The following is a 15679-nucleotide window of genomic DNA, read 5'->3' on the forward strand; positions in this document are numbered from 1 at the left end:
GAGTTTTAATAGGATTTTTCTAAAAGCCTAGAAAAGTATTAGCAAAGCTAAAAAGGAGGAAAGCGCCATGAATATGGCAGCAAATGTGGTGACGGGCTTAATCTTAATTGTAGATGACATTCCCAGTAATTTAGATGTAATGTCTGACACTTTAAGTGATATGGGATTTGATGTAGCGATCGCTACTAGCGGCGAACGAGCCTTGCAGCAAGTAGAACGAAAGCTACCGGACTTAATTTTACTAGATGTGATGATGCCGGGTATTGATGGTTTTGAAACCTGTCGCCGCCTGAAAGCAAATTCTCGAACGGCCGATGTTCCTGTAATTTTCATGACTGCTCTTTCTGATCTCAATAGCAAAGTTCGGGCCCTTGATCTAGGAGCCGTAGATTACATTACTAAACCCTTCCAGGAGCAGGAAGTTTTAGCTCGGGTAAAAACCCATCTCCAGCTTCGGTATTTGGCCCAAACTCTAGAGCAACAGGTAGCTCAAAAAACTACTGAACTCAAAGCCTCCCAGATGCAATTAATCCAAAGCGAAAAAATGTCTGCCCTAGGACAGTTAGTAGCTGGGGTTGCCCATGAAATTAATAATCCGATTAGTTTTTTAAATGGCAGCATTAATAATGGTAGAGACTATGTGCAAGACTTGCTCAACCATTTAGCCCTTTATCAGCAGTATTATCCTAGTCCAGTTTCTCCAATTCAAGATCACGCGAATGATATCGACCTAGAATATATTTGCGAAGATTTGCCCCAATTACTCAATTCCATGCAAGGGGCAACCGATCGCATCAAATCGATTAGTACCAGCTTGCGTACTTTTTCCCGTGCAGATACGGAATATAAGGTCAGTGCAAACTTGCATGAAGGGATCGATAGCACTCTATTAATCTTAAAATATCGGCTCAAGGCGAATGCGAACCGACCGGCGATCGAGGTAATCACTGACTATGGTGAAATACCGCCGATCGATTGCTTTCCGGGGCAACTCAACCAAGTGTTTATGAATATCCTGGCTAATGCGATCGATATGTTTGACGAGCTGGCCCAGGGGCGATCGTTCAAGGAATTAGAAGTTAATCCTCAACGGATCACGATCAGCACGACTTTGGTGAGCGATCAGGTACAAATTGCTATTCAAGATAATGGTAAAGGGATGAGTGCAGAGGTAAAGTCGAGAATTTTTGATCACTTATTCACTACAAAATCTGTGGGCAAAGGGACTGGATTAGGTCTCGCGATCGCTCAACAAATCGTAGTTGATAAACATGGTGGCAGTTTGACCGTTGAATCGGAGCCAGGACAAGGCGCTGAATTTCAGATTCAACTGCCGATTAAGTCATAGACTTTTTTTGAAAGCAGGGAAACTATTACCGACACTAGCCATAAGAGCTAATTGCTATTGATAAAGAGAAGCTAAAATCGACTGGGTCGCTCTAAATTCGGTTTTAGGCTAGCCCTATCTGAAGCATCACCCAGCTCATGAGTCGTCTCCCGGTCATGGCCAATCCCACCCGCAAAGCTGATCTCAGTGACTTGAGCGATGATGAGTGGGCACTTCTCTAGCCATTACTACTGCTGCCCGCTCCTAAAGGCTTTGGACATTCGATAGAAGTTGATTTTCGAGAAGTCCTCAATGGCATTTTTACTGCCGCAGTCCTGGAACTGTGGGCTAACACCCTAACCGCTACCACTACCCTCAAAGCCATCGCGACCAATCCGTTCAATAGCCCCCTTTCTGAAAGAGTTTAAGTTTGTGCAAACTACCGGGCTGAGTTCTGGGCGATCGGCCTACAGTCATGGATAAGGGCCAGCCCAGGAAGCGGAGAGAACGGTCATGGTAGAAACAAACGGTGTCATCATGCAGTACTTCGAGTGGTACTGCCCCGCCGATGGCTCCCTTTGGGGTCAGGTGCAGGATCAAGCTCGGGAGTTGGCCGCAAAGGGGATCACAGCCCTTTGGTTACCGCCGGTTTATAAGGGCACCAGCAGTTCTGATGTGGGCTACAGCACCTATGACCTGTTTGATTTAGGCGAGTTTGACCAAAAAGGCACCATTCGCACCAAATATGGCACAAAAGAAGAGCTGATCGCGGCGGTGAAAGCCTCGCGGGCAGCGGGTTTGCAGGTTTATTTGGACACGGTGTTTAATCACAAAAACGGGGGCGATGCCACGGAAACGGTGTGGGCCACGCCCGTCGCCAGCGATAACCGCAATTGGGAGTTGGGAGCGGCCCGGGAAATTAGCATTTGGTCGAAGTTCACCTTTCCCGGTCGGGGCGATCGCTACTCGGCCATGAAGTGGGATGCCCGCTGTTTTGACTCGGTGAACCACAATGCCGATGATCCGAACGATCGCGCCATTTATCGCCTCAGCCCCAAAGTCTTTGAGTCGGAAGTGAGCCATCACCATGGCAACTACGACTTTTTGATGGCTTGCGATTTGGATACCCATCACCCGGAGGTGCGCCAGGAGTTGGTGCATTGGGGCCAATGGATCCAAGACACCCTGGGCACGGATGGGTTTCGGTTGGATGCGGTGAAACACATTCGATCGAGCTTTTTCAATGAGTGGCTCGATGCGGTGCGCCATCACTGTCCCCATCGAAAGCTGTTCGCGGTGGGGGAATATTGGGAAAACGACGTGGAGGCCCTGCATCGATATTTGGCGGCCACGGAGGGGCGGATGTCGCTGTTTGATGTGCCGTTGCACTACCACTTCCACCAAGCCAGTCGATCGGGCAGTGCCTATGACCTACGCACCATTCTCGATCGCACCCTGATGCAACAGCAGCCCACCTTGGCTGTCACCTTTGTGGACAACCACGACAGCCAACCGCTGCAAGCCCTGGAATCGCCTGTGGAGGCTTGGTTTAAACCCCTTGCCTACGCGATCATTCTGCTGCGGCGGGAGGGCTATCCCTGTGTGTTCTACGGGGACTATTACGGCGCGGAATATACCGATCGGGGACGGGATGGCCATCAACACACTGTTTCCCTGTCCAAACACAATTGGCTGTTGGATAAGTTTCTTTATGCCCGTCGGCGCTTTGGTTGGGGGCCTCAGTATGACTACTTCTCCGGCAGCAACACGATCGGCTGGACTCGGTTAGGCGATGCCACCCATCCCCTGAGCATGGCGGTGGTGTTGAGCAACGGTGGCCCCAGCAGCCTTTGGATGGAAACGGGGCGATCGAACGCCACGTTCTATGACCTAACGGATCACGTGAAGGAACTGGTTTACACCAACGAGTGGGGCTGGGGTGAGTTCCGCTGTGCCGGGGGATCGGTGTCGGTGTGGATTCAGCAGGCTTGATCCCGATCGGGGCGAATCAGAGACTGATCAAGGGTTAATCAGGTTAATCACCCGATGGCTGAATCCAGCAGCTAGCTCAGCCAGCAGCCAAATCATGAGGGCCGATCGCAACGGTTGAATTGCGGTGGCATGGTGGTGCGATTCGAGCATTCCGCATTGGCCAGAAACGCTACAAAAAGAAATGGTGCAAGAGAGACATGGTGCAAGGGCCAAGTTCTCGTCTTGTTCTGCGTTCTCTTGGCCGATCGCCCTGACCTGCACCGAATCACTCCCCCTTTGCCATGAATCTGAAACAAGTCATCATCATCTATAAAGCCGGAGACTCTCGCAGCCAAGGCTGGGCAGAACGTTGCTCACGGGAACTGGATGCCCTAGGCGCGCGATCGCTCGTGGGCCCCAGCGGCCCCAAGGACAATCCCTACCCGGTGTTTTTGGCTTCGGTCACTCAGCCGATCGACCTGGCCATTGTCTTGGGGGGGGATGGCACGGTGTTGGCCGCGGCTCGCCACCTGGCCCCGGAGCAAGTGCCGATTCTGGCCGTGAACGTGGGAGGGCACTTGGGGTTTTTAACGGAACCCTTTGAGCTATTTGAAAACTCCCAAGCGGTGTGGGAACGGCTCCAGAGCGATCGCTTCGCCGTTCAACAACGGATGATGTTGCAAGGGCAGGTCTTTGAAGGGAAGACCCTCGCCGCTTTGGAAGATAACAGCTACAAGGGTACGGAACCGGTGGGGGAAACCTTCCTGGCCCTGAACGAAATTTGCGTGAAGCCCATTTCCAACGATCGCCTGATGACCACCATGCTGGAAGTGGAAATCGATGGCGAAATCGTCGATCGCTACCACGGCGACGGGCTAATTGTGGCCACCCCCACCGGTTCCACCTGCTATACCGTTTCCGCCAATGGGCCGATTCTCCATTCTGGCCTGGATGCCATCACCGTCACCCCCATTTGCCCCCTCAGTTTGTCTAGCCGCCCGATTGTGTTGCCCCCCCGCTGTGTGGTCAGCATTTGGCCCTTGGGGGATTACGAGCTGGCCACCAAAGTTTGGATGGATGGTGTTTTTGGGGCTTCCCTTTGGCCTGGCCAGCGGATTGATGTGCGGATGGCGGATTGTGTGGCCAAGTTTGTGATTCTGCGGGAAAACTATTCCTACTACCGCACCCTACGCGAGAAATTGCTTTGGGCCGGGGCCCGCATTGACTATGGCCATGTCAGCCGAAATTAAGCCGGCCATCGCGTCCAAACCCACAATCAGGACGGTTTCAGGGCGATCGCCCTGGTTGGCTACGGCACACAACACCGAGGCGCACTGCCTTATCCTTAATTAAGGCCAACTTAACCTCGGTTCCCCGTTTCCTTAACCCTGTGTCGCAGTTCTTGGTCGCTGCGATCGCCCTTGCTGTCCTTGTGCTGGTTGCGTCCCATGTCTTTGAGTGAATCAAGTTCCGCTGCAATCAAGTCTGCTTTGCCAAAAGCGGCCCAGGGCAATGCCGGCCGCAGTTGGGGCGATCGATTAGCCGGGTGGCCCTGGCGGCGAATTTTCAGTGCCGTGGTGGGAATCTCGATCGCCCTGACCATGCTGGTGTTGGGTGGCTGGTATTTCACGGCGGGGTTTGGCCTGTTGGTCTATCTGGGTTTGGGTGAATATTTCGCCCTAGTGAAGGCCAAGGGGGCAGTTCCCGCCGTGAAAACCGTCACCGTTGCTTGTTTGGCAATTGTGGCCGCCTCGGCTTGGATGCCGTCCGTGGCCGATGCGATCGTCCCGATCGCCAGCACCCTGGTTTGTTTCTATTTGCTGTTTATGCCCAAGATGGCCTCGATCGCCGACCTATCCAGCTCGGTGATGGGCCTGTTTTACTGTGGCTATTTACCCAGTTATTGGGTGCGGCTGCGGGTCGGGGCGGGGTTGGCTTTGGACGATGGAGCCGTGGCCCGGTTGCCGCTGAATGGGTTCTGGCCCGAATCTTGGAACCCGGCCGCCTGGCCCGAAGCCCTGATGGTGACGATTTTGGCCTTTTGCTGCATCTGGGCGGCCGATATTGGGGCCTACATCATGGGCAAATGGGTGGGCAAAACCCGCCTCTCAGACATCAGCCCCAAGAAAACCGTGGAAGGCTCTTTGGCCGGCACGTTGGGCAGTGCGCTGGTGGGAACCCTGGGCGCGGCCTATTGCCATTGGCCCTTGTGGTTCATTACGGGGCCCTTGCTGGGGCTGCTGGTGGGTGTTTCCAGTCTGCTCGGGGATTTGATTGAGTCCCTGATGAAGCGAGATGCGGGGGTTAAGGATTCCGGAAATTTAATTCCGGGCCATGGTGGCATTCTCGATCGCGCCGACAGCTACATTTTCACGGCTCCCCTGGTGTATTACTTCACGACCCTGCTGCTCCCGTTCGTTTCCCAGTTGAATTAGTTGTGTTAGGGAATCCGCCGCTGAGTCGTTCAAACCTCATGATTTTTAGATGACTTCTAAATGATCTTTAAAAATTCATGGTTTCTTCAGGAGTGGTCTCATGGCCGCACTGTTCACGGTGGTGATGCTCTGGCCTGAGCGGGCGGGCTGGATTTTCGGGAGCCAATGCAACGAGACGATCGCCTCGCTTCTACAATGGGGGCGACTAGTTTGATTTGGATGAGTTCACAGCCTTGAACGCGCCCCAGTCGGAACAATTTGAGCGCGTCCGATCGAGCCTGCGACGGGCGATCGAGCAGTTGGGTACTCGCGATTCACAACGGTGGAATGCTCTGATTCAACCGGATTTGGATCGGTTGGCGGGGGCCCTCGACAAGCTCGATCGATTCGTGGTGCGAATTGCGGCCTTTGGCTTGGTTAGCCGGGGCAAATCCGCCGTTTTGAATGCCCTGTTGGGGGAACGCCTGCTGGAAACGGGGCCCCTGAATGGTTTGACGCGATTGCCCCGATCGGTGCGGTGGCATCCTCCCGGGCGCGATCGGCCGATCGAGGTGGAATTCATTGACACACCGGGACTAGATGAAATTGACGGAGAAAGCCGCGCGGAACTCTCGCGAGAAGTGGCCGAGCGATCGGACTTGATCCTATTCATCACCGCTGGCGACTTAACCCAGGTGGAATATGCGGCCTTGCGAACCTTGCGCCAAGCCCATAAGCCCCTGATTTTGGTCTTCAACAAAATTGATTTGTTTCCCGAAGCGGAGCGGCCGGCGATTGTGGAGCGGCTGCGATCGCTTATGCAGTTGGAAGCGGCCGGCCAGCGCCCACCAACCCACCCGACCCACGATCCCGCCGAACGTCGCTGGGATCCGTTCTTGCCCGTGGATGAAATTGTGCTGGCGGCGGCGGAACCGGCCCCAATTCAAGTGCGAGAAGAATGGCCCGATGGGCGAGTGACCTACGGTTGGGAGTCGCCCCCACCGGAGATTGAGGCCTTGCGATCGGCCATTTTGGCCACCATCGATCGGGAAGGAGAAGCCCTGCTGGCCCTGAATGCCCTGATGCAGGCCCGCACTGCCCAACAAACCATCGCCCAAAAAACCCTCACCCACCTGCGCGACGACGCAGAGGCCCAAACCTGGCGATTCATTCAAGTGAAGGCCGTAATCGTGGCCCTCAGTCCCTTTGTGCTGTTGGATGCGATCGCGGCGGTGTTGGTGGATTGGTTTTTGGTGCGATCGCTGTCGCGGCTCTATGGTTTGCCCCTGGTGCGATCGGCCTGGCAATCGTTTTGGAAAACGGGCTTGGTCAGCTTGGGAGCCATGCTGCTCGGAGAAGTGGGGGGCGGTTTCTTGGGCGGAAATGACGGGCGATCGCTCCAGGCGGGCAGCGACGGTTTCAGCGGCTATTTGGGGGCGGCCCTGGTGCAGGCGGCGGCGGCGGCCTTTGGTAGCCTAGCGATCGCCAAAACCACCCGCAGTTCCCTGGAAGCGGGCTGCACTTGGGGGGAGGACGGCCCCGACACCCTCGCCAAGGACTTGCTAGATTTTGTGGAGCCGGGAACCGTTTTGCACCAACTGCGAGACGAGTGGCGATCGCGCATTGGCCTGGGCGGCCTGGATCCCAAGCCCACCGACCCCGCTAAAACAGTCGCGATCGTGCCCGCGCCGAAAATCCCCCCGGCAGATAAATCGGACAAGTGACCCCCGCCCGCATTTGCGACCAGTCACAAAACTGCGCCGCCAACGCATCGCCCGAGCTATTGCAAACCCGCACATTAAAGCCATATTCCCTGGCCACTCGCCCAAATTCATTCAGGTAGGCATATTGGCGCGGGTATTCCAAATTATTCCAAGGTTGCAAATTAAACGTCACTTCTACCCAAGGCGGTAACTGCTCATCACCCCGGTGGATTGTCCAGCGATCGACAATTTTTCCCCCCAGCAAATCCCGAGTGAGCCAGAGGCTAGGCGGAGTCAGGCCCTGTTGACGAATTTCCTTGTCAGTCGCCATGGGCTGATCGCCAAAGCAGCCCGTTCGCCGAAAAATTCGGGTTGGCTCCAGTTCCACCGCCACCGGATCCCCCAAGGGTTGATCGGACAGCGCATCGCTGCCGCTGGTGACGGCCGCAGCCGCCGCCTCCGAAGCCGAAGTTTCCACTTCCGGTGACACGGCCATCTGCACCGGCTCGGTCTTGGGCGGCCCTTCCCGGGCGATCGCCCCGGGCACAATTGCCAGCGGCAAGCCAAGCCCCAACCCTAAACCAACGGCCCAACCAATAGCAGCACGGTTAGCAACACAAGTAAGACTGGGCATGACGTTTGCGCCATTCTGGCGGCAGCTTGCAACGGGCAATTTTAACGGGCAATTTTGAAGATTTTAGAGGGCGCGATCGGCTTCAAGGTTCAGTACTGGAGTTCAACGCCCGATTCGCACCGCAACCAGCAGCGGCAGGCAGCGGCGGAATTGCCTGGGCGATTGATGAGTCCTGAGTAGCCACAGTCTCTGCCTCGAAAGCAACACCCTCCGTCACCTGATGCAGCCGACTCGCTCGCTCCACAATCGGACAAATATTGCCCGGGGATTGTTCCAAATCATCCGCCACCGCCAACAGGGACTGCAACTCATCTCGCAAGCGCTGGAGCGATTGAATGCGACGATCTAAATCTGCCAACTTGTCTCGCAGCTTATGCTTCACCGTTGAACAGGGAGCATTGCCACTGTCATAAACCGTCAGCAGCTCACTGATATCTTGCAAGCTCATGCCTAAGGATTGAGCCTGCTTCACAAAGGCCAAGCGATCGAGCGTGGACGGTGCAAACAACCGAAACCCGCCAGCCGTTCGATCGACCGCTTGGATCAGTCCCAAACTTTCGTAGTAGCGAATCGTTTGAATGGAGCAACCACTGCGCGATCGCACCTCTCCAATTTTCAACAAATTTTGGGCTGATGCTTCAGTACGCTCTGCAAATTCCCAAGACACTGGAACCTCAGAAATTTTTTATTCATCTGATTTCGTTCACCTAAGCTTATCAATATTTATCAATCATGTACTCAGTTTTTGAGGATATCTACATATTAAATTCTAATTGAAATTTTGAGTTGATTTTCAGATTCTAGTAGCATCAATAATCTCTCACTAAACCCTATTAAACTAAGCTTAGACCATGACTAAACCCAAGTAGTTCTGCGTCCCAGTAATCCCATAATTGTGCCCGCCCCCTGCGCCGTTCGGATACAAGCTCGATATAAATGATGCTTTCCTCGCAGCAATCCAGGAATCAGCGCCAAAATTCCCAAAATCATTAACGCAAGCCCTTTGCAAAGCCGAACTAGAAATATCTTGGGCTGTGGATAGAGTTCTTTTTCAACCAAGCTGTAGATGCTCCAACCCCAATAGTTACGCCGTAACAACCATTGGAACGTGGTTCGACTGGCTGGAATCGATTCATAGGCGATCGCCTCTGCTGACCAAACAATTTTTAAGCCCGCTTGATGGAGCCGCATAAATAGGTGCGTATCTTCTCCACCTCCCACCGCAAATCGCTCATCAAAAACACAGGACATTTGCTTCAGGTAAGGTGCAGGGAGCAACACATTATTCGTGAAAGCCACATGTAAGCTCTGACCCGTTTTATAGGCAGGAGGCGCAAAAAATTGTCCCTGATGAATCCAGTTGGGTACTTGATTGGATTGAAAAACTGGCAAGATTGGCCCGCCCACAATATCGGCTTGAAATTGCTCTTGCGCAGTCAAAAGTGCTTCTAGCCAAGATGGGCAAGCTTGTTCATCATCATCAATGATGGCGATGAAGTTACTATCTTCAGCCGCATTTTGAATGGTGCGATTTCTGGCATAGGTCACACCCGATCGCATTTCAATATCGTAGCGAATGGGCCAACAAGAGCTTTCTTGCCAAGTGGACACGGTTTCGCGCGCCGACCCATTTGCATCATTGTCAACCACAATGATTTCAATTTCAGGAGTTGCAATTTGCTCAAACTTGAGTGCCTGCAAGCTCAAGATCAGTTGATGCAGTAAATCTTGTCGTTTATAGGTGGCAACGCAGATGGAAACTTTCATGAAAATTTAATTGATCACCTTCAATGAGTCACACTCAATCAGTCGCACTCACCGATCGCACCTAAATCGTCCATGATCCTTCATTTTGCGATGATGACTAGTTGAGTTAGGGCAGCATAATCAGAGTGCCCAAGGCAGCGGTTCCACCACCGGGCAATCGGTTTTCATTTGATAGGTACATCCTTGAGCTGTTGCGTAGTGAATTGCCAAGACCATTTCATTCACATGCAATGAATAGCGTCCCGACAATCTGGGTGATCGCTTATTCTCAATTGCCTCCGCCAAGTCAGCAATTCCCCGCGCAAAATCCATTTGTTGAGCACCTCGGTACTTTTGGCGTTTGGTGACTGGTCCCACCAATGGGTAACGTTGCGCGAGAGGCCCCTCGATCGTTTTGCGACGAATTCGTAGACGGCGCTTAATATAAACGGGCGATCGATAAAACCAACAATCTTCCGTATACATCACCCCCTGATCTCCAAAAATTCGTAATTCATGATCGTGGGAAGCCACGATACTACAGGTCAAGCGAGCCACAACTCCCGAGGCAAACTTAATACAGGCAACTGAAAAATCCGGCGTATTGGGTGGATCTAGATGATCAACACCCTTATTGGGAATCGTACAATCTGCAAAAGCAGTGACGCTAACAGCCGACCCAAAGAAAGCAGGCAACCAAGTTAAGTAATAGCCCGCATGTTCCAACGTGCAACCCACTTCAAATTCATCTTTGTAGGGCCACGGTATTCCCGATTCACTCAGCCAGGTTTGGTAAGCCATCGCAGGCACAAACCCATCGTCCATTTCTGCATAAACCACGCTGACTTGGCCAACTGCTTGCTCGCGCAAGGCTTTCCAAATCGTTTGTGCCGTTTCGCCCAAAAGGCTGCAGGGCGCACCGGAAATTTCCAGTTGCTTAGATTCCGCTAGTTCAACCAGTTCTTTGGCCTCTTCAAAAGTCATCCCCAGCGGTTTTTCTGAGTAAACATGTTTGCCCGCTAGCAAAGCTGCTTTGGAAACTTCATAGTGACTGCGAGGATTGGTTAGGTTAATGACAATTTGCACACGCTCATCTGCCAGTACCGCTTCCAAACTGGGGTACTTAGGAAGTTTATGAAATTGAGAAAAATGCTCTGTGCGTGCTGAATCTCGATCCATCACGCCTAGAATTTTTAATGAAGGATGATTTTCTAAAGTTCGCACATAATAATCAGCAACAAATCCACAGCCGATCAATGCAACATTCATGGAACTATTGCCCGTCTATATTGATCAAAAACAGAACAAGGGGGATGCCCCCAAATAGTCAGCTAGTTTTGGCAGCCTCAGGATCAAGAACATCACTACTGACCAACTTCTTTGGCAGCGGGCCCCCACCAACCTTGCCAAATTTTCATCCTTTACCGAGATTTAGGGTCAGTAACCGGATCATTGAAGGTAGCCCGAGGGTTTTTGATCGGATGCTTGCTTCTTCGACTCGCTCAACAGTTACCCTCCACCCATCATGAAGAGCGATCGATTACACACCGTTAGCAACCAGCCTATTCAAGCTCTAACAAGCTCGCGTATCGGTCAACTGCTATTTTAGCCTTAGCAGAAATCATGATGGCAACATGCTCAGGTCGAGTTGAGTTAACAAAGTTGCGCAACTCTTCTTCAGTCATCACATTGGGATCGTAATAGGAATTGAGAATTTTGGTTGGATCCCAGTAATGGCCGCTCCGGTCTTGAAGCACCCGATCAATATAGGTTCCATAGAGCGTGTATTCAGAAAAATGCCATGTTTTTGAAACTGCCTCGAACCATGATTGATGATAAATGCGTTCAATGTGACGACACATTGCTGTTACATTTTCTCGTTTCCACGTGATCACGTCAGCAATGTAGTCGGGGGCTGGCATGGGTGTTGCCGCTAAACCCAATAATCGACTAGCCGATTGATGCCAATGTTGATGCGGCGTATCCATTCCGATCGGGTTGCCCTCTGGCTCAGCATAGAATCGAACTTGGTTGTTTTTGACCAGGTTCGAAATTCCAAAGTCTCGGATAAACATCTCATCCGAATCCAAAAATACTGAAATCTCTTCATCAATTGCTCTCGCAAGTGCGATTTTGGAAATTTGCTGCATAATCCAGCTACGCACCGGAACTCCCTTTAGGCTGAACCAAGTTTTTCGGATTTTGGGTAGCCTAAAAATCCAGAAAGGAAGCAAATCTTGAACAATAATAATTTCTGTATGTTGATTTTTGAGTTGTGAAAACAGTTTCAGGTCACGCTTTTCTACAACAATATAATGCTTGAAAGGTGGCTGAACAAAGCGCGAGATACTTTTGCAAAGAAGTTGGCAGCGCTGGAAGTCTTGATCATAGCTTGGTGTAATGATGGCAAAGGAGGATAGATTTTGAGAATTATCGATTTGCATGGGACGATTGGTGTTGAAAGCAGAGTAGGTTATCGATTTTTTGAGTGTCTTCAAGCAAAATTCTTACTCAAAGGGTTCTTGTAAAAACAAGACAGTTAAAAACAAAGCACTGGACGATTATTCTTATTGATTTTATTTGAATCAGGAAAAAGTTTCTCAATCATGAAATGAACTATTCTATTTATAGGCTTGAAGCTTTGTAAGCTTGAAGCAATGTTTAAGCGAAATCTCAAATTATACTTTAGACATTCACCATAAATCGAAGACTCCTATTATCATTATACTGCATTGTCGAAATTGATTTGTATTTAGCTTTATAGAATTTTTTTGAGAATTTTTGAGAATTTTTTATTTTTGACCAAGAAGGAATTGTAAATCTCAGAAAGTGAATTTTTCTTAAAGAATTTGATGACAAATAAACATTTTGAATTTTTTAAAGTACTTTCAATTTTTCTCGTGATCAAGGATTGGATTTATATTCAATTCCAACGCTTGGCTCATCCGATAGTAACTCAGAGGTCTCGGGCAAAGGTTGTTCCGAAATTTGAGTGGAAAAATTGGAAGGGTTGACTTTAAATTGCTGGTAATAGTTTGCTGCCACTGTGAAGGAGACGGCAGCAAAAATAACACTGGGTAAGGAGTTACGAAACAGCAGGGAGCTTTCTGAAAGATTAGCAACTGTGCTATAGGTAAAGAACATTAGAACCCAGATGTATTCATTGCTTCTGGTGGCGCGAATGAGCGCTATGGCTTTGATAATTGTTTGAAAAACAACCCAAACGTAAACTGCTAAGCCCACAAGACCTAAATCAATGCATATTTCCAAAAATCCATTATGCGCATCAGGAACAGGCCACCGAACTGCACGAACAACATAGGCTGACTTCCCATCTAAGCCATTCCAAAATGTGCCAAAGCCATAACCTAAGATTGGTCGATCTTTGATCCGATCAATCACAAATTCCCAAACATCTGTTCTGCCTGTTAAGCTAGCATCTTTACCTAACGCGCCTAGGATATTGATTACGATGTCATCCCAATAGAAAAACAGATTAATTCCAATGACGGCTGACCAAATTAGGGCGCGAACCATCCATTTATGTGGTAGACGAAAAATCTGACCAAATGCACTCATGGCAATCAGCAATCCAATATTAATAAAAGGACTTTTGGAGCCAGAGAGCTGAATGAGAACAAAGGCAGTGATGAGGCCAAACCAAGCTAAGTAGCGATATCGTCGATAGGTTTCAGAAATACCAAGCAGCACGAAGACCCCGGAAGCGAGGGCCATCATTTTGCCTAGTTGATTTTTGTGGGAATAGATGCCGCGCCATTTGCCAGCATGGACTGCGCTCATCACGCCATATTTACGCAGGGCAACACCAAAGACGAAACAGAGCACCTGGGAAATACCAAACATCACTCCCAAGATGCGAACTTGATCCCTAAGAGAATAGCGAGTGGCGAGATAAAGACCAAATTGAAAGGTACCAATCATGGCGATCGAGGCATTGAGGGTCTTGGACGGCTCGATCGACCAAAGAAATGAAACGGGAAACATGGCAATGAGAAAAACAACTGTGGGAGCTGCCATTAGCATCACAATGACTTTTTTCCATCGCATAATTAATAAAATATTAGTGACGATATAGTTTAAAAAATAGAGCGCTACGCTCGGTTTATAATTAAAAGATAAGATATCTTGCCCATCACCTTCACTGGCTCCGTTGGTTAAAATAACCTCTAGAATGCCAAGAGAGTAGCGAATGAGAAAGAAAACAACGAAAATGTGTTCTAAGAGAAAGAGAGGATTGCGGTTATAAACCTCTTTGAGTTTTGCTGTTGCTTCCTTTGTAATCAAAAAAATGCTCATTTCTTTTTGATCAGATACTAGTCAGGGGGGTTGGCAGCGAATCCGGAGCAATATTCGTAAACCATCAAAATAAATTCAAAATAAATTCAAAATAAATTCAAAATAAAACAATTCAAGATCAATGCTAGATCAATATTAACAACATTAATTTAATGCCAAGCTCAAGTTTGGTTCATGAGTTCGCCGGTTTGAGCTGTGAGTTCAGCAGTTACAGTCCAATTCTTCAGCGAGTTTACCTGACTTGCCACTAGGCGTTGGGTTTGCGGGGAGCGCGGCGGTGCTTGGGTGCTGGTGGCTCGTTGGCGGATAGGTCTTTGAGAAGAAAACTGAGCCACAGCCGTAAGGAGTTGGTTTCCTGCTGTTTTTTGTGGTTGACCCGCAGGAGTGCTTGGCGATCGCGCTGTAACTCGGCTTGGATTGCTTGCTGCTGAGCACGAGCTTGGGCCATGTTTTCGTGAATTTGGTTTAATTCCACTTGCCGATCGCGGCAGAGGGCCACGAGTCGATCGTGCTCTGCCTGCAGTTTAGCGACGGTGGAGGGCAATCCGTCGTATTGCTGTTGCAGGGTTTCGATCTGTTGGCGAAGTTCGTAGCGCCGTCGGTGATGGGCATCGGCTTGGGTGCGAATTTGTTCGAGGGCCGTTTGCCGTTGTCGCAGGGTCATTTCTACGCTCTGCTGTTCTCGCATGGTGTCAGCGAGCGATCGCGTGAGGGTGGCCGTGCGCTCGCTGAGTTCGGCCGCTTGGGCCTCAAGGCTGGTGCAGTTGTTGAGGAGGGTTTGTTCTCGCTGGCGGAGGTTGCTGAGGTTGGCTTGGCGTTCTTGGGCCTCTTGTTCTAGGGCGATGGTTTCGGCGCGCAGTCGATCGACCTGAGTTAGGTCGCGCTCCATGCTGGCCTTGCGACTGTCAAGATCGGCTAGTTGAGTTTGATGCTGGGCAATTTTGTCTTCGAGTTGCTGGCGCTGGGTTTCCAAATCAGCCAAAACACGATAAATCTTCTGCGTTCGGCCGCTGCCTTCATCAATTTGGGACTGAATTGCTTCTTTTTCCTTACGCAGAACACCAATCACCGCTTCGAGTTGCTGCTTACGGGTGAGGGATTGTTCTAGTTCTCGTTCAAGGCGATCGACCTCCACGCGCAAGGCGCTGGCGAGGTCGCTGCTGAGAGGTGGGTTGATGGTTGGTGGACGATGATCGCTGGGTAACCAGTTGGCATATTCGGGGGAGATGGTTTCCCTGAGGCGAGGATCCCAGGGTTCGGGCTGCGATCGGGAGCGATCGGGCGTTAAGGCGGTGATCGCCGCTGCACCGGACAGGGCAATGGCTCCGAGACCGAGGGCCTTTTGCCATTGGCGATCGGTCACAACCCCAATGCCAAGGCCTAAGCTAAACGCGACCGTGCCTGCGATCCACCAATTGCGATTCACTGCTAACACACCATCTGAACTATGCGATCGTAGCCATAACTTAACGGCTGATTCCCCCAATCCATGGATTACCCCAATCTATACCCAGGAATCAACAGAGCCAGACCGAGACCAACCAAACCAGCAGAAAAAACCAGCAGA

At 50.6% G+C, this 15679-nt stretch carries 13 protein-coding genes and 1 pseudogene; 6 read left to right on the forward strand and 8 right to left on the reverse strand.

What is annotated here, in order from left to right; genetic code table 11:
• The first annotated feature begins 67 nt into the window (after positions 1 to 67).
• The 3 genes and pseudogenes from AC2IAX_RS04735 to AC2IAX_RS04745 all read left to right on the forward strand — a co-directional run bounded on the left by AC2IAX_RS04735 (position 68) and on the right by AC2IAX_RS04745 (position 3319).
• On the forward strand, positions 68 to 1348 hold the full coding sequence (locus AC2IAX_RS04735; RefSeq protein WP_494389555.1) for a sensor histidine kinase: 1281 nt from the start codon (positions 68 to 70) through the stop codon (positions 1346 to 1348).
• Positions 1349 to 1485: 137 nt separating this feature from the next.
• A pseudogene (locus tag AC2IAX_RS04740) lies at positions 1486 to 1650 on the forward strand (IS5/IS1182 family transposase); the annotation flags it as partial.
• A 190-nt stretch (positions 1651 to 1840) separates the two neighbouring features.
• Positions 1841 to 3319 carry an alpha-amylase gene (locus tag AC2IAX_RS04745; protein ID WP_494389556.1) on the forward strand — a complete coding sequence of 493 codons (1479 nt, stop codon included), beginning with the start codon at positions 1841 to 1843 and terminating at the stop codon, positions 3317 to 3319.
• Positions 3320 to 3346: 27 nt separating this feature from the next.
• Here AC2IAX_RS04745 and AC2IAX_RS04750 read toward each other — a convergent pair whose 3' ends face one another.
• Positions 3347 to 3469, reverse strand: coding sequence for a hypothetical protein (locus tag AC2IAX_RS04750; protein WP_494389557.1), 123 nt, complete (start codon positions 3467 to 3469; stop codon positions 3347 to 3349).
• A gap of 131 nt (positions 3470 to 3600) precedes the next feature.
• Between AC2IAX_RS04750 and AC2IAX_RS04755 the strand changes: the two genes are divergently transcribed.
• The 3 genes from AC2IAX_RS04755 (at position 3601) to AC2IAX_RS04765 (ending at position 7436) form a co-directional block, all read left to right on the forward strand.
• Entirely contained in the window at positions 3601 to 4548 is a 948-nt protein-coding gene (locus AC2IAX_RS04755; protein WP_494389558.1) for an NAD(+) kinase, read from the forward strand.
• Between the two features lie 198 nt (positions 4549 to 4746).
• The gene (locus AC2IAX_RS04760; protein ID WP_494389559.1) at positions 4747 to 5733 is read left to right on the forward strand and encodes a phosphatidate cytidylyltransferase; all 987 of its coding nucleotides are present in this window, start codon (positions 4747 to 4749) and stop codon (positions 5731 to 5733) included.
• Positions 5734 to 5966: 233 nt separating this feature from the next.
• Positions 5967 to 7436: a DUF697 domain-containing protein gene (locus tag AC2IAX_RS04765; RefSeq protein ID WP_494389560.1), complete on the forward strand. Its 1470-nt coding sequence runs from the start codon at positions 5967 to 5969 to the stop codon at positions 7434 to 7436.
• On the opposite strand, the gene AC2IAX_RS04770 is transcribed toward AC2IAX_RS04765, so the two are convergent.
• The 7 genes from AC2IAX_RS04770 to AC2IAX_RS04800 all read right to left on the reverse strand — a co-directional run bounded on the left by AC2IAX_RS04770 (position 7375) and on the right by AC2IAX_RS04800 (position 15538).
• Positions 7375 to 8049, reverse strand: a complete 675-nt coding sequence (locus AC2IAX_RS04770; RefSeq protein ID WP_494389561.1) for a hypothetical protein — start codon at positions 8047 to 8049, stop codon at positions 7375 to 7377. The two genes, AC2IAX_RS04765 and AC2IAX_RS04770, sit on opposite strands and share 62 nt — an antisense overlap.
• 82 nt (positions 8050 to 8131) lie before the next feature.
• A complete protein-coding gene (locus AC2IAX_RS04775; protein WP_494389562.1) occupies positions 8132 to 8716 on the reverse strand; it encodes a heavy metal-responsive transcriptional regulator in 585 nt (194 codons plus the stop codon).
• Positions 8717 to 8904: 188 nt separating this feature from the next.
• Positions 8905 to 9816 (reverse strand): glycosyltransferase family 2 protein, encoded by a 912-nt coding sequence (locus tag AC2IAX_RS04780; protein WP_494389563.1) that lies wholly within the window; start codon positions 9814 to 9816, stop codon positions 8905 to 8907.
• A gap of 120 nt (positions 9817 to 9936) precedes the next feature.
• Positions 9937 to 11064, reverse strand: coding sequence for a Gfo/Idh/MocA family protein (locus AC2IAX_RS04785; protein WP_494389564.1), 1128 nt, complete (start codon positions 11062 to 11064; stop codon positions 9937 to 9939).
• Between the two features lie 293 nt (positions 11065 to 11357).
• Entirely contained in the window at positions 11358 to 12239 is an 882-nt protein-coding gene (locus AC2IAX_RS04790; RefSeq protein WP_494389565.1) for a DUF6492 family protein, read from the reverse strand.
• A 460-nt stretch (positions 12240 to 12699) separates the two neighbouring features.
• Positions 12700 to 14112 carry an O-antigen ligase family protein gene (locus AC2IAX_RS04795; protein ID WP_494389566.1) on the reverse strand — a complete coding sequence of 471 codons (1413 nt, stop codon included), beginning with the start codon at positions 14110 to 14112 and terminating at the stop codon, positions 12700 to 12702.
• Between the two features lie 247 nt (positions 14113 to 14359).
• The gene (locus tag AC2IAX_RS04800) at positions 14360 to 15538 is read right to left on the reverse strand and encodes a hypothetical protein (RefSeq protein ID WP_494389567.1); all 1179 of its coding nucleotides are present in this window, start codon (positions 15536 to 15538) and stop codon (positions 14360 to 14362) included.
• Between the last annotated feature and the right edge of the window lie 141 nt (positions 15539 to 15679).

It is taken from the genome of Limnothrix sp. HT2024, from assembly GCF_059138625.1.

Coding starts and splice junctions, on each gene's coding strand:
- AC2IAX_RS04735 (WP_494389555.1), top strand. CDS start 68: ATGAATATGGCAGCAAATGTGGTGACGGGCTTAATCTTAATTGTAGAT.
- AC2IAX_RS04745 (WP_494389556.1), top strand. CDS start 1,841: ATGGTAGAAACAAACGGTGTCATCATGCAGTACTTCGAGTGGTACTGC.
- AC2IAX_RS04750 (WP_494389557.1), bottom strand. CDS start 3,469: ATGCTCGAATCGCACCACCATGCCACCGCAATTCAACCGTTGCGATCG.
- AC2IAX_RS04755 (WP_494389558.1), top strand. CDS start 3,601: ATGAATCTGAAACAAGTCATCATCATCTATAAAGCCGGAGACTCTCGC.
- AC2IAX_RS04760 (WP_494389559.1), top strand. CDS start 4,747: ATGTCTTTGAGTGAATCAAGTTCCGCTGCAATCAAGTCTGCTTTGCCA.
- AC2IAX_RS04770 (WP_494389561.1), bottom strand. CDS start 8,049: ATGCCCAGTCTTACTTGTGTTGCTAACCGTGCTGCTATTGGTTGGGCC.
- AC2IAX_RS04780 (WP_494389563.1), bottom strand. CDS start 9,816: ATGAAAGTTTCCATCTGCGTTGCCACCTATAAACGACAAGATTTACTG.
- AC2IAX_RS04785 (WP_494389564.1), bottom strand. CDS start 11,064: ATGAATGTTGCATTGATCGGCTGTGGATTTGTTGCTGATTATTATGTG.
- AC2IAX_RS04790 (WP_494389565.1), bottom strand. CDS start 12,239: ATGCAAATCGATAATTCTCAAAATCTATCCTCCTTTGCCATCATTACA.
- AC2IAX_RS04795 (WP_494389566.1), bottom strand. CDS start 14,112: ATGAGCATTTTTTTGATTACAAAGGAAGCAACAGCAAAACTCAAAGAG.